Source organism: Desertihabitans brevis (assembly GCF_003327535.1).
Taxonomy (GTDB): domain Bacteria; phylum Actinomycetota; class Actinomycetes; order Propionibacteriales; family Propionibacteriaceae; genus Desertihabitans; species Desertihabitans brevis.
This window is the reverse complement of sequence record NZ_QOUI01000001.1, coordinates 37400-58144: the sequence shown is the minus strand read 5'-3', so window position 1 is coordinate 58144 and position 20745 is coordinate 37400. Positions and strand designations below refer to the sequence as shown.

General features: G+C 76.5%; 10 protein-coding genes. 5 read left to right on the top strand and 5 right to left on the bottom strand.

Annotated elements, in window-relative coordinates; all coding sequences use genetic code 11:
• Positions 1-71: 71 nt before the first annotated feature.
• Positions 72-2243 carry an ATP-dependent DNA helicase UvrD2 gene (locus tag DT076_RS00220; RefSeq protein WP_233493542.1) on the bottom strand — a complete coding sequence of 724 codons (2172 nt, stop codon included), beginning with the start codon at positions 2241-2243 and terminating at the stop codon, positions 72-74.
• Between the two features lie 53 nt (positions 2244-2296).
• On the bottom strand, positions 2297-2539 hold the full coding sequence (locus DT076_RS00215) for a mycoredoxin (RefSeq protein ID WP_114124658.1): 243 nt from the start codon (positions 2537-2539) through the stop codon (positions 2297-2299).
• A 144-nt stretch (positions 2540-2683) separates the two neighbouring features.
• Between DT076_RS00215 and recC the strand changes: the two genes are divergently transcribed.
• From recC to DT076_RS00190, 5 genes are read left to right on the top strand one after another with little or no spacing between them, the layout of a single operon-like run.
• On the top strand, positions 2684-6115 hold the full coding sequence (gene recC / locus DT076_RS00210) for an exodeoxyribonuclease V subunit gamma (RefSeq protein ID WP_114124657.1): 3432 nt from the start codon (positions 2684-2686) through the stop codon (positions 6113-6115).
• Positions 6112-9501, top strand: coding sequence for a UvrD-helicase domain-containing protein (locus DT076_RS00205; RefSeq protein ID WP_114124656.1), 3390 nt, complete (start codon positions 6112-6114; stop codon positions 9499-9501). Before recC ends, DT076_RS00205 begins: the two co-directional genes overlap by 4 nt.
• Positions 9498-11435, top strand: a complete 1938-nt coding sequence (gene recD / locus DT076_RS00200) for an exodeoxyribonuclease V subunit alpha (protein WP_114124655.1) — start codon at positions 9498-9500, stop codon at positions 11433-11435. Before DT076_RS00205 ends, recD begins: the two co-directional genes overlap by 4 nt.
• A gap of 57 nt (positions 11436-11492) precedes the next feature.
• Complete coding sequence (locus tag DT076_RS00195; protein WP_158547999.1) at positions 11493-12020, top strand: MarR family winged helix-turn-helix transcriptional regulator; 528 nt, start codon at positions 11493-11495, stop codon at positions 12018-12020.
• The gene (locus DT076_RS00190; RefSeq protein WP_114124653.1) at positions 12013-13230 is read left to right on the top strand and encodes an MFS transporter; all 1218 of its coding nucleotides are present in this window, start codon (positions 12013-12015) and stop codon (positions 13228-13230) included. The genes DT076_RS00195 and DT076_RS00190 overlap by 8 nt, the downstream gene beginning before the upstream one ends.
• 4 nt (positions 13231-13234) lie before the next feature.
• Here the strand turns inward: DT076_RS00190 and nudC are convergent, their stop codons facing one another.
• The 3 genes from nudC to DT076_RS00175 are packed head-to-tail and all read right to left on the bottom strand — an operon-like array spanning position 13235 to position 20720.
• The gene (nudC, locus tag DT076_RS00185; protein WP_158547998.1) at positions 13235-14107 is read right to left on the bottom strand and encodes an NAD(+) diphosphatase; all 873 of its coding nucleotides are present in this window, start codon (positions 14105-14107) and stop codon (positions 13235-13237) included.
• A gap of 56 nt (positions 14108-14163) precedes the next feature.
• Entirely contained in the window at positions 14164-17448 is a 3285-nt protein-coding gene (locus tag DT076_RS00180; protein WP_158547997.1) for an ATP-dependent DNA helicase, read from the bottom strand.
• On the bottom strand, positions 17445-20720 hold the full coding sequence (locus DT076_RS00175) for an ATP-dependent helicase (protein ID WP_233493541.1): 3276 nt from the start codon (positions 20718-20720) through the stop codon (positions 17445-17447). Before DT076_RS00175 ends, DT076_RS00180 begins: the two co-directional genes overlap by 4 nt.
• Positions 20721-20745: the final 25 nt, after the last annotated feature.

Below are 20745 nucleotides of genomic sequence, written 5' to 3'. Positions count from 1 at the left end.
CCGCGGTGTGGACACCGCTGCGGTGTTCCGACGAACACACTAGAGAGCCGTCTCGACGGCCCGCAACAGATTTAACCGATGACTTTCGACTTCTTCTGCACACCGTCCTGCGAGCCCTCCGGGGCGAGCAGGCGGAGCACCTCCGCGCCGTACCGCTCGGCCTTCACCCGGCCGAGGCCCTGGATGGCCACCAGCTCGGCATCGGTGCGGGGACGACGCTCCGCGATCGCCACCAGGGTGGCGTCGGTGAAGACGCAGTAGGCGGGCACCTTCTGCTCGGCGGCCTGCTCCTGACGCCACTCCCGCAGCCGCTCCAGGGTGGATTCGTCGTAGCTGGAGGGGCAGTCGCGGTGCCGCCCCAGCTTGCGCTCGGCCGCGTCGTGCAGACGTCCGGAGCAGGTGCGGCAGGTGGCGGTGAGGCTGCTCCGGCCGCTCACCCGCGGACGCCGGGACGCCGCCGGCGCGCTGGTCGGCGAGGCCGGCAGCACCGGGGCCAGGAACCTCGACGGCGCACGCACCGCACCACCGCTGCTGCGGCTGCGCGCCCAGGAGATCCGCAGCCGCTCCCGCGCCCGGGTGATGCCCACGTAGAGCAGCCGCCGCTCCTCCTCCACGTCGGCCGGTGACTGCGCCAGCACGAACGGCACCGTGCCCTCCTGGACGCCGACCAGCGCGACGGCGTCCCACTCCAGGCCCTTGGCCGCGTGCAGCGTGGACAGCGTGACGCCGTGCGCGATCGGCGCGTGCTGGGCGGCCGCCCGCTCCTCCAGCTCGGCGACCACGTCGGCCACGGTGCTGCCCGCCCCGGAGCCGACCACGTCCTCGGCGACCCCGAGCAGCGCCTGCACCGACTCCCACCGCTCCCGGGCCGCACCGGCCCCGCGCGGCGGCTCCGGCGTCCAGCCCGTCCCGGCCAGCACGTCGCGCACCTGGCGCAGCACCTCCCCCGCACCCTCGGCCGACGGGTCGCCGGCCAGCGCCCGGGCCGCGGCCCGCAGCGCCCCGAGCGCCTGGCGCACCTCGGCCCGCTCGTAGAACCGCTCCGCCCCGCGCACCAGGTAGGGCACGTCGCGGTCGGCCAGGGCGGCCTCGTAGGCCGGGGACTGGGCGTTGATCCGGAAGAGCACCGCCATCTCGCGCCAGTCCACCCCGGCCTCGTGCTGGGCGCGCAGCCACTCCGCGACCTGCTCGGCCTCGGCGGCCTCGTCGTCGGCGACCGCGAGCTCGGGTGCGGGCCCGGGCGGACGCTGGGCCTGCAGGGTGACGGCTTCCAGCCGGCCGGACGCGTCGCCGGCCGGGCGGGCCGCCATCACCTTGTTGGCGATCTCGACGACCTGCGGGGTGGAGCGGTAGTCGCGCACCAGCCGGACCACGGTGGCGCCGGGATGGCGGCGGGCGAAGCCGGTGAGGAAGTCGGCGCGCGCGCCGGCGAAGGAGTGGATGGTCTGGGCCGGGTCGCCCACCACGCAGAGGTCGTCGCGCTCGCCCACCCACAGGCGCAGCAGGCTCTCCTGCAGCGGGCTGACGTCCTGGTACTCGTCGATCACCACGTGCCGGTAGGTGCGGCGCACCTCGTCGGCCACCTCGGGGTGGTCGGCCAGCAGCGAGACGGTGCAGAGCAGGATGTCGTCGAAGTCGATCCGCTCCCGCTCCCGCTTGACCTCCTCGTAGCCGGTGAGCACCCGCGCCACGGCGGCCGGCTCGAGCCCGGCCACCTCCCGGCCCCGCGCCACCGCGACCGCCGGGTACTCCTCGGGCGAGACGTTGGACACCTTGGCCCACGACACCTCGCCGAGCAGGTCGCGCAGCCGGCCGGTGTCGCCACCCAGCTGCAGCCGGCCGGCCGCCTCGGCGACCAGCCCCATCCGGTTCTCCGCGATCGGCGGCAGCGCGGCGCCGGTGACCTTGGGCCAGAAGTACTGCGCCTGCCGCAGCGCGGCGGAGTGGAAGGTGCGGGCCTGGACGGCGGTGGCCCCGAGCGCGCGGAGCCGGCCGCGCATCTCCCCGGCGGCGCGGGTGGTGAAGGTGACCGCGAGCACGCTGTTGGGCGGGTAGGCCCCGACCGCGGTGCCGTACGCGATGCGGTGCGTGATCGCGCGGGTCTTGCCGGTGCCGGCCCCGGCGAGGACGACGACCGGCCCGGTCAGACTGGTCGCGACCGTCCGCTGCTCGGGGTCGAGGGCGGCCAGCAGCCGCTCCGCTCCGGCGCCGTCCGGGGCGCGTCCGGGGTCGAGATCCACCACGGCGACCACCCTACGGAGCGGCACCGACAACCGGCGGCCGTCACCGCCGAGGGCTACAGCGAGGCGAGCTTCGCCGCCACCTGGGCCGCGCTCGGGTTCGTCATGGCGGTGCCGTCGGCGTAGACCAGGGTGGGCACCGTTCGGTTGCCCCCGTTGATCTCGGTGACGGTGTCGGCGGCGGCCGGCGTGCGCTCGATGTCCACCTCGTCGTAGCCGATCCCCTGCCGGTCCAGCTGCGTCTTGAGCCGGGCGCAGAACCCGCACCAGCTGGTCGTGTACATCGTGATCTGGCTCATGCCTGCCTCGTCCTCCTCGGCTCGACGGGACGGGTCGGACCCGCCCCTGCTACCGGCACAACCCGGCCGGGCCGAGGAGGATTCCGTCCCGGCCGTCCGCTCGGGCGGAAACTGTCGGCCGGCTTCCCTAGGGTGGGTCCGACCATGAGCCAGCCCGCCCTCGACCTCCTCCTCGAGCCCGACGCCGACGCCCCGACGCCCGGCGCCGGCAGCGACGCGCCCCCGGGCCTGCGGGTGCACTCCGGGCCCCGGGCCGACGTCCTCGCCGGGGCGCTGGCCGAGCTGCTGGCCGAGCCGATGGACGACCCCTTCGCGACCGAGGTGGTCTCGGTGCCCACGCCCGGGGTGGAGCGCTGGCTGGCCCAGACCCTGGCCGAGCGGCTGGGTCCGGCCGGGGACGGCGTCTGCGCCGGGGTGGCCTTCCCGGGTCTGGACGCGCTGCTGGAGGAGGTGGTCCTCGAGGCCACCGGTGCCGACGACCGGACGGGCGACCCCTGGCACCCCCGGCGGCTCGTCTGGTCCTGCCTGCGCACCTTCGAGACCGTCGCGGCCGAGCCCTGGTTCGCCCCGGTGGCGACCCACCTGCGCGGGGCGGCCGACACCGACGAGCTGGTCGGCAGCGGGCGGCGGTGGAGCACCGCCCGCCGGCTGGCCCGGCTCTTCGCCTCCTACGCCGCCGAGCGCCCCGCCATGGTGGACGCCTGGCGGGCCGGGCGCGACGTCGGATCCGACCTCGCGCCGGTGCCGGACGACCTGGCCTGGCAGCCGCGGCTGTGGCGCGCCCTCGCCGCCGAGGTCGGCACCCCCGACCCGGCGCAGCGGCTCTCCCGGGCCGTCACCGCGCTGCGCGAGCGGGGCCCGGCGAGCACGCTGCCGCGGCGGCTGTCGGTGTTCGGCCCCACCCGGCTCAGCTCCCGCCAGCTGCAGCTGCTGGAGGCGCTGGCCGCGCACCGGGAGGTGCACCTGTGGCTGCCCTTCCCGCTGGCACCGGTGACCCGCTCCGGTCCGCCCGGGCTGCGCGCCGACGACCGCAGCCGGGGACGGCACCGGCTCACCGACCGGCTGGGACGCGACCAGCGCGAGCTGCGCCAGGTGCTGGCCACCGTCCCCACCCGCCACGTCGACCACCCCGCCCCGCCGGCCGAGCCGACCACCCTGCTGGCCCGGCTGCAGGCCGACGTGCTCGCCGACGCACCGCCGCGCCCGCCCGTCGAGCGCGCCGTGTGGCGTCCCGACGACACCTCGGTGCAGCTGCACTCCTCCCACGGCCCGGACCGCCAGGTCGAGGTGCTGCGCGACGTGCTGCTGGGCCTGCTCGCCGACGACCCCACCCTCGAGCCCCGCGACGTCGTCGTGATGTGCCCCGACATCGACACCTACGCGCCGCTGATCCAGGCCTGCTTCGGGCTGGCCGTGCACGACGCCGACCTCACCGCCCACCCGGGGCACCGGCTGCGGGTGCGGCTGGCCGACCGCTCGCTGCGCCAGGTCAACCCGCTGCTGGAGCTGCTGGTGGCGGTGCTCGACCTCACCGTCTCCCGAGCGCCGGGCACCGCGTTGGCCGACCTGGCCGCGACGCCGGCGGTGGCACGCCGGTTCCGCTTCCGCACCGACGACCACCGCCGGATCGCCGAGCTGCTGGAGCAGTCGGGGGTGCGCTGGGGGCTGGACCACCTGCACCGTGGGCAGTTCGGGATGTCGGCCTTCCCGCAGAACACCTGGGCGGCCGGGCTGGCCCGGATGCTGGCCGGGGTGGCGATGAGCGAGGACGGCCAGCCGGTGCTGGGCACCGTGCTGCCGCTGGACGGCGTCGACTCCTCCGAGGTCGAGCTGGTGGGCTCGCTGGCCGAGCTGGTGAGCCGGGTGCGCCGGGCTGTCACCGCCTTCTCCCGGCCCCAGCCGATCACCGGGTGGGTGGCGGCCTCCCGGGAGGCCCTGGAGGCGCTGGTCGCCGTCGGCCCCGACGAGCAGTGGCAGCTCGGGCACGCCTTCGCCCAGCTCGCCGACCTCGTCGCCGACCTCGACCCAGAACGAGCGCCGGAGCTCTCGCTCGCCGACTTCCGCGGGCTGCTCGACGACGACCTGCGCGGACGTCCGACCCGCGGCAGCTTCCGCACCGGCGCGCTCACCATGTGCACCCTGGCGCCGATGCGCGCCGTCCCGCACCGGGTGGTCTGCCTGCTCGGCCTCGACGACGGTGTCTTCCCCCGCCCGGGCGGCGTCGACGGCGACGACGTGCTGGCCCGTGCCCCGCTGGTGGGCGACCGCGACCCGGTCAGCGAGGACCGCCAGCTGCTGCTGGACGCCGTGCTCGCGGCCCGGGAGACACTGGTCGTGGTGCACGGCGGCACCGACCCGCGGACGGGCGCCCGCCGGCCGGACGCGGTGCCGCTGCGCGAGCTGCTGGACGCCGTCGACGAGACGGTGCGCCCACGGCAGCAGGACGGCCCGCCGGTGAGCGAGCGCATCCGGGTGCGCCACCCGCTGCAGCCGTTCTCCCCCGCCAACTTCCTGCCGTCGGCCGGCGGCGGCCCACCGCTCAGCTTCGACCCGGTGGCGCTGCGCGGGGCCCGGGCCAGCCTGGGCCCACGCGAGCCCGCCCCCGAGCTCGACCTCGCCGCGCTGCCCGAACCGACGCCGCCCGACGTGCTCGAGCTGACCGAGCTCAAGCGGTTCTTCGACCACCCGGGCAAGGAGTTCCTGCGCTCCCGCGTGGGGCTCTACCCCGACGAGCAGGAGGACGGCCACGGCGAGGAGATCCCGATCGAGCTGGACGGGCTGCAGCGCTGGGCGGTGGGCAACCGGGTGCTCGCCGGTGCGCTGTCCGGCTCGGACTGGGCCCGGCTCAAGCGGGCCGAGCAGCTGCGCGGCGCCGTCCCGCCCGGCGCGCTGGGCGAGCGGCTGCTGGAGAGCGTCCGCGCCGATGTCGACGCCGTCCTCGGCGCGGCCCGGGTCGACGTCACCGAGATCCCGGAGACGGTGGAGGGCCGGCTCACCCTGGACGTCCCCGTCGCGGGCGGGAGCCGCCAGGTGGGCCTCAGCGGCGCGGTCACCGGCGTCCGGGGCTCCTACATCACCGCGCTGCAGTTCTCCAAGCTGCGCCCGCGCTACCAGCTGCGGCTGTGGCTGGACCTGCTGCTGCTGGCGGCCGCCCGGCCGGAGGTGGACTGGCGCGCCCGCGGGGTCGGTCCGGCGGACCGCTTCAACCCGCCGCTCGAGCTCGGTCCGCTGCCGCCCGAACGTGCCCGCACCCTGCTGACCCGCCTGGTCGGCATCGCGCTGGACGGCCGCCGCCGGCCCGCGCCGCTGCCGGTCGACCCGGCCGCCGCCTACGCCCGCGCCCGGCGCGGCGGGCTGGACGACGACGGCGCGCTCGGCTCGCGCCAGTGGGAGGGCACACTGCGACTCGGCTTCGCCGACGAGGCCTGGACCCGCACCATCGGCAGCTCCCGGGCTGACCTGCTGGCGGTGGACGCCGAACCCGCCGAGCGCGAGGCGACCGGCGTCCGGCACCGCTTCGGGGCGCTGGCGCTGGCGGTGTGGGAGCCGCTGCTGGCGCACCGGGAGGCCCGGTGACGACCCCGCTGCCCGATCTGCCCGCCTTCGACGTGTGCGGGCCGCTTCCCGAGCGCACCTGCGTGCTGGAAGCCAGCGCCGGCACCGGGAAGACCTACACCATCGCCGCGCTCGCCGCCCGCTACGTCGCCGAGGGCCGGTTCCGGCTCGGCCAGCTGATGATGGTGACCTTCAGCCGGGCCGCCAGCCAGGAGCTGCGGGTGCGCACCCGCGAGCGGCTGGAGAGCACCCGGGCCGCGCTCGCGGCCGCCCTGCGCGGGGAGCTGCCTGCCGGCACCGACGAGGTCGACCGGCTGCTGGCCACCGGCCCGGTCGAGGAGCTGCGGGCCCGTCACGAGGCGGTCGCCGACGCGCTGTCGGACTTCGACTCCGCCACCATCGCGACCACCCACGAGTTCTGCCAGCGGATGCTGGACTCCCTCGGCGTGCTCGCCACCCACGACCCGGACGCGGTGCTGGTGGAGAACCTCGACGAGCTGGTCCGCGAGGTCTGCGCGGATGAGTACCTGCGGCGGTTCGGACGCCTCGACGGTGACGGCGCCGCACGTCCGCCGTTCTCCTTCGCCGACGCGATCGAGGTGGCCACCGCGGTGGTGCAGGCGCCCGGGCTGACGATCGTGCCGGCCGACGACCCGTCCCCGCTGGTGCGGGAGCGGGTCGAGCTGGCGCGGGCGGTCCGCGCCGAGGTGGAGCGCCGCAAGCGCCGGCGGCGGGTGTACACCTTCGACGACATGCTCACCGGGCTGGCCGACACCCTCGACCACCCCGACCACGGGGAGGCGGCCTGCGGCCGGCTGCGCGAGCGGTACCCGGTGGTGCTGATCGACGAGTTCCAGGACACCGACCCGGTGCAGTGGCGGCTGGTGCGCCGGGCCTTCCACGGCCACAGCACGCTGATCCTCATCGGCGACCCGAAGCAGGCGGTGTACGCCTTCCGCGGCGCCGACGTGCACTCCTACCTGGAGGCCGTCACCGAGGCCCACACCAGCTCCACGCTGGCCCGCAACTGGCGTTCCGACCCCGACATGGTGCGCGCCGTGCTCGCGCTCTTCGAGGGCGGCGCGCTGGGCGACGACCGGATCCTCGTCCGATCGGTCGAGCCGGGCCTGACCGGGTCGCGCATCCGCAGCGTCAGCGGACGCCACCCCACCGTCCCGCTGCGGCTGCGGGTGCTGGAAGGCGATCCGCAGCGGGTCGGCCCGGTCCGCGAACGGATCCGTGACGACCTGGTCGCCGAGCTGCGCACCCTGCTGGCCGGCGACGCCGAGCTGCGGGTCGACGGTGGGGACTGGCGGCCGGTGCGGGCCAGTGACGTGGCCATCCTGGTGCGGGCCAACGAGCGGGCCGAGCAGCTGCGCGAGGCGCTGGCCGCGGCCGGGGTGCCGGCGGTGGTCAACGGCAGCCAGTCGGTGCACCGCTCCCCCGCCGCGCACGACTGGGCGGTGCTGCTGCAGACGCTGCTCGAGCCGCACCAGCGCTCGGTCCGGGAGGCCGCGCTGACCTCGCTGGTCGGCTGGAGCCTGGACGAGCTGGCCGCCGCCGACGACCAGCAGCTCAACGACCTGCGACGCCGGCTGCGGGTGTGGGCCGGTCTGCTGGAGCACCAGGGGGTGGCGGCACTGGTGGAGGCCATCTCCAGCGAGCAGCGGCTGGCCGAGCGGCTGCTCTCCCGTCCCGGCGGGGAGCGGCTGCTGACCGACCTGCGGCACGTGGCGGAGGGGCTGCACCAGACCAAGGTCCGCGACCACCTGGGCACCGCCGCCCTGCTGGAGTGGCTGCGCACCCGGATCCGGCAGGCAGCCGCCGACGGCGACGAGCGCTCGCGACGGCTGGAGACCGACGGCGCCTGCGTGCAGATCCTCACCTACCACCACAGCAAGGGCCTGCAGTTCCCCATCGTCTACCTGCCCTCGGGCTGGGACCGGCACCTGCGCGACGACGACGGCCGGGTGCTGCGCCTGCACGCGCCCGACGGCGAGCGGGTGGTCGACGTCGGCGGTGAGCAGGCCGAGGGCCGCCGCGAGCGGTTCCTGTGCGCCCGGGAGGAGGACTCCGGGGACGACCTGCGGCTGCTCTACGTCGCGATGACCCGGGCGCAGTGCCAGGTGGTGGCCTGGTGGGGCTCGGCCAGCCACAACACGCCCTCCAGCGCGCTGCACCGGCTGCTGCAGCGCGACCCCGCCGCGCTCCACCCGGCCAGCAGCTACCCCGCCGACGCCTCCCCGCTGCAGCTGACCGGCCACCCCCGCCACCTCGTGCGCGCCGAGCCGGTGGCCCCGCGGGGCGGCGGCGTCGCGGCCGACCCGCCGGCGGCCCCGGCGTCCCTGGGCGTGCGGGTGCTGGAGCGTGAGCTCGACACCGACTGGCGCCGGACGTCCTACACCGCGCTGACCGCCGCGGCGCACCACGCGCCGGTGCCGGTGGCCGGGGTGGGCAGCGAGGCCCCGCCGCACAAGGAGCCGGACGAGCCGGAGCCGGCCACCCCCGCCCCGGACGCGCTCGGGGCTGGCGTGCCGGCCGCAGCCGTCCCCGCCGAGGCCGACCAGCCCTCGCCGCTGGCCGACTTCCCCGGCGGGGTCGCCTTCGGCTCGCTGGTGCACACCCTGCTGGAGTACGTCGACCCGGCCGCCGACGACCTGGTGGACGCGCTGACCGGGCTGGCCGCCCGCGAGCTGCAGCGGCTGCCCGCCACCGGGTTCGGGGCACGGCAGCTGGCCGAGGCGCTGGTGCCGGCGATGCACACCCCGCTCGGCCCGCAGGCCGACCACCGCACGCTGGCCTCGGTCGCGGCGACCGACCGGCTGCCCGAGCTCGACTTCGAGCTGCCGCTGGGCGGTGGGCACCAGCCGGTCGAGGTGGCGGCCACCCTCGCCGACGTGGCCGAGCTGGTCGACCGGCACCTGCCCGCCGACGACGTGCTCGCCACCTACCCAGCGGCGCTGCGCGACCCGGCACTCCAGACCGAGACCCTGCGCGGGTTCCTCACCGGCAGCATCGACGCGGTGCTGCGGGTCGGGCCGGACCGCTCCCGGCACCTGGTGGTGGACTACAAGACCAACTGGCTCGGCCCGCGCGAGCAGCCGCTGCGGGTCGGGCACTACAGCCGGCAGGCGATGGCCGAGGCGATGATCGCCTCGCACTACCCGCTGCAGGCGCTGCTGTACTCCGTGGCGCTGCACCGGTTCCTGCGCTGGCGGCTACCCGGCTACGACCCCGACCAGCACCTGGGCGGCATCCTCTACCTCTTCGTCCGCGGCATGGCCGGGGAGGCGACGCCGCTGAGCGACGGGCTGCCCTACGGGGTGTTCGGGTGGCGCCCGCCGTCGGCGCTGGTGCTGGAGCTGTCCGACCTGCTGGCCGCCGGACCCGGGAGGAGGACGCCATGAGCGCCACGGTGGAGGAGGTCGCCGTCCGCGCGACCGGCGTGCTGGCCGAGTTCAACGCCCGCGGGGTGCTCTCGGTGGCCGACGTCAACGTCGCGCTCACCCTCAGCCGGCTGTGCGGCGAGGCCGACCCCGACGTCCAGCTGGCCCTGGCGCTGACGGTGCGCGCGCTGCGGGGCGGGTCGGTCTGCGTCGACCTGACCACGGTCGACGCGGAGGTGTTCGAGGTCGACGAGGCCACCGTGGAGACCGCCACCCTCCCCTGGCCCGAGCCCACGGCCTGGCGGGAGAAGCTGCGGCAGAGCCCGGCCGTGCGCTACCGCGAACCCACCGCGGAGGGCCCGGTGCCCGGGGAGCCGCGACCGCTGCTGCTGCACGGCGACCTGCTCTACCTCGACCGCTACTTCGCCTCCGAGGAGTCGGTCCGCGACCAGCTGGTGCGACGCCGCGAGGCCACCCCACCCGCGGTCGACCCGAAGCAGCTGGCCGGGCTGCTCGACCGCCTCTTCGACCGCGACGGGCTCGAGCCCGGGGAGCCGAACTGGCAGCGGGTGGCCGCCGCCAGCTGCGTGCTGCACTGGGTGTCGGTGATCGCCGGCGGGCCCGGCACCGGCAAGACCACCACCGTGGCCAAGGTGCTCGCCACCCTGCAGGCCTTGCACGGCGGCCGGCTGCGGATCATGCTGGCCGCCCCCACCGGCAAGGCGGCGGCCCGGCTGGAGGAGGCGGTGCGCACCGAGTCGGCGCGGCTGCCCGCCGACCTCGCCGCACCGGTGGCCGACCTGCGGGCGGCGACCCTGCACCGGGTGCTGGGCTGGCGACCGGACTCGCGCACCCGGTTCCGCCACGACGCCGGCCACCCGCTGCCCTGGGACGTGGTGGTGCTGGACGAGATGTCGATGGTCTCGCTGCCGATGATGGCCCGGCTGCTCGAGGCCACCCGCAGCGGCACCCGGGTGGTCCTGGTGGGCGACCCCGACCAGCTCACCTCGGTGGAGGCGGGCGCGGTGATGGCCGACGTGGCCGGCGCCGCCGCGGCCGCCCCGGCGCTACGGCCCGACGACGTCCGGTTGACCGCGCTGCAGCAGGCCCGGGCCGACGACCGCCCCGACGCCGACGGGGCGCGGCCGGCCGAGGTGGAGCTGGCCCCGGTGGCCCGCGGGGTGGTGCAGCTGCGCCACACCTGGCGGTTCGGTGCCGAGATCGGCGCCCTGGCCGACGCCCTGCGTGCGGGACGGGCCGATGACGCGGTGGCGGTGCTGCGGGCCGGGGGGCAGCACCTGTCGTGGGTGGAGACCGACCTCGCGGCCTCCGCGGTCGGGGGTGATCCGCTGGCCGGGCTGGAGCCGCTGCGGCAGGCGGTGCTGCGCTCGGGGCGGGCGGTGGACGCCGCCGCGCGCGCCGGCCGGGCCGCCGAGGCGGTCGAGGCGCTGGAGCAGCACCGGGTGCTCTGCGCCCACCGCGGCGGGCCCTTCGGGGTGGCCCGGTGGAGCCGGGTGGTCGAGGGCTGGCTGGCCGAGGCCGTCGAGGGCTACGGCGAGGGCGGCGAGTGGTATCTGGGCCGACCGCTGCTGGTCACCGCCAACGATCCCGACATCGGCCTGTACAACGGCGACACCGGGGTGGTGGTGAGCACCGGGCGTGGGCTGCAGGCGGCCTTCTCCCGCGGGCGGGAGCCGGTGCTGCACCCGCTGATCCACCTCGACGCGGTGCAGTCGGTGCACGCCATGACGGTGCACAAGGCCCAGGGCAGCCAGTTCGCCCAGGTCACCTTCGTGGTGCCACCGCTGGACTCCGCGCTGCTGACCCGCGAGCTGCTCTACACCGCCGTCACCCGTGCCCGGGACCGGGTCGAGGTCATCGGCACCGAGGACGCTCTGCGCCGCGCGGTGGAGCGCCCGGCCAACCGGGCCTCCGGGCTGCGCCACCGCCTGTAGCCGTCACCTCTCCGACGAATGGTTGCTTGCGTCAGTCAAGTAGCGCAGGATGGCGCCATGGCCCGTCTGGAGAACCTGCTCGGCGCCTCGGCGCTGGCCCTGACCGACCGGCTCGTCGCCGCCGAGCCCGAGGGCGCCCCCACCACCGGCCCGACCGAGCGCGCCGCCCTGGTGACGCTGCTGGCCCACCCTGACCAGCCGGTGTCCTGGCTGGGTGCCGTGCTCGGGCTGACCGCCTCCGGGGTCACCCGTCTGGTCGACCGGCTGGTGGCCGCCGGCTCGGTCACCCGGGTGGCCGGCACGGACGCCCGCAGCCGCCGGGTGCGGCTGACCGACGTCGGCCGCCGGCGCGCCGAGGCGGTGCTGCACGCCCGCGAGGCGGCGCTGGCCGACGTCGTCCGCGACCTGTCCCCCGCCGACCGCGCCGAGCTCGAGCGGCTGCTCGGCCTCCTCGTCGGCGGGCTGACCGAGGAGCACCTGCCCGCCCTGCGGCTCTGCCGGCTCTGCGACCGGGACGCCTGCGCCTCCGGCGGCGTCGGGTGCCCGCTCGCCCACACCACGCCGGCCGAGGTGGCCCGTGGCTGAGACGACGGTGCAACCGACCGCGCAGCGCGGCCGGCCGCTCGGCCGCACCGTGCTGCCGGGCGCGGCCATGGTCGCGGTCACCTTCGGCCTGGCCCGCTACGGCTACGGGCTGCTGCTGCCCGAGATGCGCGCCGAGCTCTCGCTCAGCCCCGGGGCGGCCGGGCTCATCTCCTCGGCCTCCTACGCCTCCTACCTCCTCGCCAACCTCGCCGTGGTCGGCGTGAGCGGACGGTTCGGGCCGCGGGTGGCCGTCGGGCTCGCCGCCGGCACGGCCGCGGTCGGGATGGCCCTGGTCGCCGTCGCCACCAGCACGCCGCTGCTCGCGCTGGGGGTGCTGGTCGCCGGGGCGGCCGCCGGGTTCGCCTTCCCGCCCTACGCCGACCTGGTCGCCCGCGACGTGCGGGAGGAGCGCCGCGACGTCGCCTGGTCGGCGATCAGCTCCGGTACCGGCTGGGGGGTCGCGCTGGCCGGACCGGTCGCGATCCTGGCCGGTGCCCACTGGCGGACGGCCTGGCTGGTGTTCGTCGGGCTCGCGGTGGTGGTCGGCCTCGCCGCGGTGCTGCTCGCCCCCGGTCGCAGCCGGGCCCCGCTCCGCCGCCCCCAGCTCAGCTGGACCTGGTTCCTCTGCCCGCGCTCGGGGCCGCTGCTGCTCTCGGCGGTGCTGGTCGGCACCGGCAGCGCGGTCTGGTGGTCGTTCAGCGTGGACGCCCTGCGCGACGCCGGCCTGGACCCGACGGCGGCGCGGGTGGTCTACGCCGTCTGCGGCGTCGCCGGGGTGGTGGCCTCGCTCAGCGGGGTGGTGCTGTCCCGGACGGGACTGCGGGTGGGGTACCTCACCGCCTGCGTCGCGCTCGCGGCCTCGCTGGCCCTGCTCGCCGTCGGCACCGGGCAGCTGCCCGTCGCGCTCGCGGCCGCCGTGCTCTTCGGCACCTGCTACAACGCCGTCATCGCCGCCCACGGCATCTGGAGCTCCCGGGTCTTCGCCGACCACCCCGCCGCCGGACTGGCCGCCGTCAACAGCGCGCTGACCGTCGGCACCCTGCTCGGTCCGGTGCTCGCCGGTCTGGCGATCGCCCAGGTGGGCTACGGCTGGACCCTGCTCGGGGCGGCGGTGGTCGTCCTGGCCGCCCTGCTCTGCAGCCCGCCCGGACGCCGCCGGCAGCAGGCCCTGGCCGGGCACCACTGCCGGGCCACCCCGGTGCGGCCCTGAGCGGTCACCCGTCCCCGAGCAGCCGCCCGTCCAACCACGCCCGGATCATCCGGGAGGCGATCGAGGAGCTCATCGGCAGCACCAGCGACCCGTCGGCCACCGCCTGCTGCACCTCCTCGCGGCTCCAGAACCGTCCGGTGACGAGCTCGTCGCCGTCGACGGTGACCTCGCTGGAGGCCGAGCGGGCGGTGAAGCCGAGCATCAGCGACCGCGGCACCGGCCAGGGCTGGCTGCCCCAGTACCGCAGGTCGGTGAGCTCGACGTCGGCCTCCTCGAGGATCTCGCGGTGCACCGCCTGCTCCAGCGACTCCCCCGCCTCGACGAACCCGGCGAGGATCGAGGCGCGGTCCTCCGGCCAGGACGCCTGCCGGGCCAGCAGCAGCCGGTCCTCGGGGTCGACGACGGCGACGATCACGGCCGGGTCGGTGCGCGGGAACAGCTGCTCCCCGCAGCGGGTGCAGCGGCGCGAGGAGCCGCCGTGGAGCACCGTCGTCGGCGCCCCGCAGACGGGGCAGTGGGCGGCTTGGCGGTGCCAGTTGACCAGCGAGACCGCGACCGTCGCGAGCTCGCGCTCCTGCTCGTCCAGCTGGTGGCCCACCGTGCGGAGGCTGCCGGTCTCACCCTCGGGCAGCGACAGCACGGTGAACACCGGCACCTCGGCGACCGTGCCCAGCAGGTAGTGCCGCTGCGGGTCGAAGGCGACGAACGGCCTCGGCAGCCGCAGCCGGCGTCCGCTGTCGCAGGTGTAGAACTCCCCGGTCTCGGTCACCTTGAGCAGACGGGCGTTCTCCTGCTCCCACAGCCGGGCCAGCCACTCCGGGCTCTGCCGGTGGAGGGGTTGGCGGTCCAGCGCGCTGCCTGCGGCCCAGCTTCTCACCGGCGCAAGGGTAGTGCCGCGACCGCGTCCGTCCCACTCGGCGCCGACCACCCCGCTCACCCTGCGGGAGCGGTGATCTCGGGCAGCGGGTCCACCACCTCCAACCGGTCCTCGCGCACCCAGTAGAAGGCGGCCCGCACCCGCTCCGGCGGGACGCCGGCCAGCTCGGCCCAGGCCGCCCGGTAGACCGCGAGCTGGCCCGGGTCGGCCAGGTGGTGCCGGCTGGTCTTCCAGTCCACCACCAGGCAGCACGGCTCTTCCCCGTCCGCTCCCGCACCGGCGGTGTCGTGCGCCCCGTCGCAGTAGACGGCGTCGATCCGTCCGCGCACCAGGTGCCCGGCCAGCCGGGTGGTGAAGGGCAGCTCCAGGTGGGTGGGCCGCCGCTCGGCGAACTGGCCGGCCGCGAAGGCCCGGCACAGCTCCTCCAGCTCCTGCTCACCGGCCAGCCCCTCGTCCACGCTGCCCGGCACCTCGTCCAGGTCGACCAGCGCGGTCGCACCGAGGAACTGCTCGACCCAGCGGTGGAACCGGGTGCCGAGCCCCGCCCCGGGCGAGGGCGGCCGCGGCATCGGCCGGACCAGCGCCGCCGCGAACTCCTGCGGGTCGGCCCGGGCCCGCAGCAGCTCGGTGGCGGTCAGCGAGGTCGGCAACCGCACCTCGCGGCGGCGTCGGCGTCCCTCCCCGACCTCGGTCACCAGCCGCTCCAGGTCGGCGTCCCAGACCGCCAGCTGCTCCTCCTGGTCGAGCAGCAGCTCCGGCGCGGTCTCGGGCTCGTAGCTGCCGGTGCGCCGGAACCGCTCCCGCGCCGCGGCCACGGCGCGGGCGGCCTCACGGCGGCGCGCCAACGCGTCGGGGTCGAGCGGGGCCGGCCAGGGCACCGGGGTCGCCTCGACCGTGAGCGGGTTGACCGCCCCGGGCTCGGGGTCGGGGGCCACGTGCAGCAGCCGCCCCTGCCGCTCGGCCTCGGCGCGGATCGCGGTGAAGTAGGTCGAGGGCCTCCGCGGCTTCTGCACCCCCTCCCGCCAGCGGTGCACCGAACCGACCAGCACCCGCTTGGCGCGGGTCGCGGCCACGTAGGCCAGCCGGTCCTCGGCCTTGAGCGTCTCGGCCTTGAGGTCCTGGGCGTAGCGGGTGAAGGCGGCGTTGCTCACCTCCTCCAGCTGCGGGATCGCCTCGGCGTCGCCCCGCAGCTCGGCCGGCACCACCGCCGGGTTGGTCACCCAGTTGTCGGTCACCCGGTCGCTGGGGAACACCCCCTCGACCAGTGCGGGCAGGTACACCTGGCTCCACTCCAGCCCCTTGGCGCGGTGCACGGTGAGCAGCTTGACCGCGTCGGCGTCCGACGGCACCGCCTGGTCCAGCCCGGTGCCCTGCTCCAGCTCGGCCCGCAGGTAGGCGAGCAACCCGCTGAGCGAGGCGTCCCCGTCCACGTCGACGTAGCCGGCCACGGCGTCGAGGAAGGCGGCCAGCTGGTTGCGCCGCTGCGAGCGGTCCAGCTCGGGGGTGGCGACCAGCTCGACGTCGAGCCCGAGCGCGCCCACCACCCGCCGGGTGAGGTCGAGGACCGGCTCGTCGACGTGGGCGCGCAGCGCCGCCAGCTCGCCGGCCAGCCGCGCAAACCGCTGCCGCGCCTCCTCCGAGTACGGGCCGTCCCCGGGGTCGGCCAGGGCGTCGGCGAGGCTGGTGATCTCGGTCGGGTCGACCTCGGCGACCGCCTCGTCCAGCGCGTCCAGCACGGCGTCCACCCCGGTGCCGCCCGGCCGGCCCGCCCGCTCGGTGGACAGCTCCTGGGCCCGCGCCCCCAGCAGGGCCAGGTCGCGGGCGCCGATCCGCCACCGCGGGCCGGTGAGCAGCCGAACCAGGTCGGGGTTGGCGGTGACGTCGTCCAGCACCGCCAGGGTGCTCACCACGTCGGCCACCTCCGGCAGCGTCAGCAACCCGCCGAGACCGACCACCTCCGCCGGCACGTCCCGGCTGGTCAGCTCGCCGTAGAGCGCGGCGATGTCGGCGTTGCGCCGGGTCAGCACGGCGATGTCGGACCAGGCCGCCACCTCCTCGGCCTCCCGTGCGGCCACCACCTGCTCGGCGATCCAGGACACCTCCTCCGGCCAGGTGTCGAAGGTGGCCGCCCGCACCTGGCCCGCTCCCGCGCTCTCCGGCGCCCGCAGGATGGTGTCGGTCAGGTCGACGCCGGAGTCGCCGCTGCGCAGCGGGACGGCCAGCACGTTGGCCACGTCGAGGATCGTCTGCCCCGAGCGCCGGTTCACCGTCAGCGCGAACGACCGCGCCGGCCGGCCGTCCCGGGTGCGGAAGGTGTCGGCGAAGGCGGTGATGTTGCTGGCCGCCGCCCCCCGCCAGCCGTAGATGGCCTGGAACGGGTCGCCGACCGCGGTCACCGGGTGCCCGCGGCCGTCGGCGGCGTCGCTGCCGGAGAACAGCCCCTGCAGCAGCCGTGCCTGGGCCGAGGAGGTGTCCTGGTACTCGTCGAGCAGCACCACCCGGTACGAGGAGCGCAGCTGCTCCGAGACCTCGGGCACCTCCGCGGCCAACCGGGCCGCGACCGCCATCTGGTCGGCGAACTCGACCACCCCCAGCCGCTCCTTGAGCGCCTGGTAGTCCCGCACCAGGCTGGCCAGCTCGAGCCGCTCCTCCAGCCGCACACCCGCGGCCCGCACCGCGGCGTAGGGACGCCCGCCGCGCGCCAGCGGGGCCTCGGCCAGCGCCAGCCGGGTCTCGCGGGCGTGGGCGTCCAGGTCGGACGCCTCGACCAGGTGCGAGCGCATCTCCGCGTCCAGCCGCAGCACCCGGTCGGTGACGGTGCCGGGGCGGAACCGGCTGATCTGCTCGAACGGCCCGGCCGCTGCGCGCACCACCCGGGAGGCGAGCCGGTAGCGGGTGGCGCCGGTGATCATGGTCGGCTCGGACTCCACCCCGATCCGCAGACCGTGCTCCGACACCAGCCGGGCGGCGAAGGCGTCGTAGGTCATGATCACCTGCTCACCGGCCTCGTCCACGCCGCTGGTGTCGAGCACCCCGGCCCGCGACAGCGCGGCCCGCACCCGGGTGGACAGCTCGGCCGCGGCCTTGCGGGTGAAGGTGAGCCCGAGCACCTGCTCGGGCCGGACCTCTCCGGTGCCGACCAGCCAGACCACCCGCGCCGCCATCACGGTGGTCTTGCCCGACCCGGCCCCGGCGATGATGACGCCGGGCTCCAGCGGCGCGGTGACCGCCTCCAGCTGCTGGTCGGAGAAGGCGATCCCCAGCGCCTCGCAGAGGTCGTCGGGCCCGCGCAGCCGGCGCGGGGTCAGCGCCCGGGGAGCGGGGGTGCTCAGCAGGGTCACCGGACCACCTGCCCGCCCCGGCTGACCGCCGGGCAGCTCGCGGTGAACGCGCACCAGCGGCACGACTCCCCCACCTGGGCGTCGAACCGCTCGGCCCGCACCAGCGCGGCGGCCTGCGCCAGCCGGCCGTGCACCCAGGTCGGCCACGGCTGCGGTCCGGAGCCGGGCGGGTGCGGCTGCTCGTCCAGCGACGGCTGGGAGACCACCACCGGGTACGGCTCGCCGTCGCCGTCCTGCTGGCGCAGGAACACCAGCTCGGCCCCGGCCAGCGCCCGGGTGGGGGCGACGGCGTCGAAGGCGCCGTGCTGGGCGGCCAGCTGGTAGACGCCGAGCTGGTCCATCGAGGCCACCTCGGCCGGGCGCACCGCGCGGCGGGAGGTCTTGAAGTCGACCACCTGCAGCCGGCCGTCGGCGGTGAGCTCGAGCCGGTCCACCGAGCCGGTCAGCACCACCCGCTCCACCCCGACCGGCACCTCGACCTCGAAGCCGACCTCGGTGCCGAGCAGCGAGCGGGTGGTGGCGCGACCGGCCCAGCCGAAGTAGCGCTCCAGCGCGAGCTCGGCCTCCAGCCGTTCACCGGCCTCCATCCACTTGGCGTCGAAGCCGATCTGGCTCCACACCCGGTCCAGCTGGGCGCTGACGTCGGGAGCCCCGATCGTCTCCCGGGCGGCGTGCTCGACCAGGACGTGCACCACCGAGCCGACGCTGGCCGCCGTCCCGCGTCCCGGCTCGGCCCGGGCCCGCCGGGTGAGGAACCACTGCCGCGGGCACTCCAGCAGCGCGGCCAGCGAGCTCCCCGAGACCCGCACCGGCGCGGTCTGCGGCGCCACCGGGCGGTCGGCCCGGGTGAGCTCGTCCATCCCCCACCAGCGTCCGGGCTCGGCGGTGGCGGCCACCGGACGTCCGTCGTCGTCGGTCGCGTCGGCCAGCCGGGCCAGCCGGACCGCAGCCGCCTCGCGCAGCGCCGGGGGCCTGTCGGGGTCGACGCTGACCCGGCGCAGCTCCCCGACCAGACCGGCCAGGGTGAGCGGGCGGCGCGGACGTCCGGTGACGCTGCGCACCGGGACCCGCAGCTCGTCGAGGAACCTCGAGGGCTGGTCACCCTCGCCCTCGGTCCCGGCCACCGCGGTGACCACCAGCCGGCGCCGGGCCCGGGTGCAGGCGACGTAGAACAGCCGGCGCTCCTCGGCCAGCCGGCTCCGGCCGGGGGCCGGCTCGCCCAAGCCCTCCGGGCCGAGCCGGTCGGCCTCCAGCAGCGACCCACGGCGGCGCAGGTCGGGCCACACCCCCTCCTGCACCGAGGCCACCACCACCAGCGACCACTCCAGACCCTTGGAGCGGTGGGCGGTCAGCAGCCGGACGGCCGACCCGCGCAGGTCGGCCTCGCGCTGGGTGTCGGCGGGGATCTGCTGGCCCTCCACCTCGGCCACGAACCCCTCCACGCCGCGGGTGCCCACCACCTCCTGGGAGCGGGCGGCCAGCTCGAACAGCGCGCACACCGCATCCAGGTCGCGGTCGCTGCGCCGAGCCTGCTCACCACCGGCCGCGGCCCCCCGGCGCAGCCGCTGCGGCCAGTCGGTGCCGCTCCACAGCTCCCACAGCGCCTGCTCGGCGGTGCCGCCCCCCGCGACCACCTGCTCGGCGCGGACCAGCAGGCCGGCCAGCCGTCGGGCCGGGCCCACCTCGGGCATCGGCTCCAGCTCCTCCAGCAGCGCCGGCTCGACCAGGGCCTGGCGGAGCAGGTCGGCCGACGGCCGCGGCAGCGCCGCTCCCGCCAGCTCGGCCCGCTCGACCTCCCGCAGCGCGCGTCCCAGCCGCCGCAGACCCAGCCCGTCCAGCCCACCCAGCGGTGAGAGCAGCAGCCGCGACGCCTCGTCGGCGTCCAGCCGGAGCCCGCCCCCGCCGGCACCGCGCCCGGCCACCTGCAGGGCCAGCAGCAGCGGGCGGACGGCCAGCTCGGCCCCCAGCGGGATCTCGTCGCCGGCCACCTCCACCGGCACCCCGGCCGCGGTCAGCGCCCGGCTCAGCGGGGGTAGCCCGAGCCGTCCGGAACGCACCAGCACCGCCATCTCCGACCAGTCCAGCCCGTCGCGCAGGTGGGCGGTGCGCAGCAGGTCGGCGATGTGCTCGGCCTCGGCCCCGACCGAGTCGAAGGTGCACACCTCGACCCGTCCGGCTCCGACGCCGTCGTCGGCGACCTCGGGGTGGCGGAAGGCGCGCACCTCCTCGGCGGGCACCCCGGCCGGCACCGGCAGCCGCTCGGCCACCTGCCGGGTGGCGTGGGCGATCCGGCGTCCGAACCGTCGGCTGGTGCCGAGGGCCAGCACCGGCGCGGGCGCACCGGAGCGGGTGCGGAACCGCTCAGGGAAGTCGGCCAGCATCCGCGCCTCGGCGCCGCGGAAGGCGTAGATGGACTGGTCGGGGTCGCCGAAGACGACGAGGTCGCGGCCGTCCCCGGCCAGGGAGTGCAGCAGCTCGACCTGCGCGGGATCGGTGTCCTGGTACTCGTCGACCAGCACCCCGGACAGCTCGGTGCGCAGCCGCTCCCGCACGTGCGGGTCGGTGAGCAGGATCCGGCTGCGGTGGACCAGCTCGGTGTAGTCGATCACCTGCTCGGCATCGAGCACCGTCAGGTACTCCTCGAAGAAGTGGCCCAGGGCCACCCAGTCCTCCCGACCGGCCGCCTCGCCGGCGGCGACCACCTGCTCGGGATCCATCCCCAGCTGGCGCGCGCGGGCCACGACGGCGCGGACCTCGGCGGCGAAGGCGCGGGTGCCCTGGGCCTGGGCGAAGGACGGCGGCCAGACCACCTGCTCGGTGCCGGCCAGCACCTCGCGCACCCGGAACTCCTGCTCGGGTGCGGTGAGCAGACGCAGCTCGTGGCCGTAGACGTCGACGTCGCCGAAGCGGCGCACCAGCGCCAGGCAGAAGGCGTGGAAGGTCATCGCGGTCGGCGTCACCGTGGAGCGACCCAGCCGGGCGGCGATCCGGCGCCGCAGGTCGGCCGCGGCGCGCCGGGAGAAGGTCAGCACCAGCACCTGCCCGGCGTCGGGAGCGGTCTCCAGCCGCTGGGCGCAGGCCTCCACCAGGGTCGTCGTCTTGCCGGTGCCGGGACCGGCGAGCACCAGCAGCGGACCGTCCCGGTGCTCGACGACCGCGCGCTGGCGCACGTCCAGCGGCGGTCCGACGGGGTCGGGGGTGGCCGGCGGCAGCAGCCGGTAGCGCTGCTCGCCCCGCGACGCCGCCTCCGGCACGGCACTCGTCTCACTCACGCCCGCCATGCAACCAGACCCGACC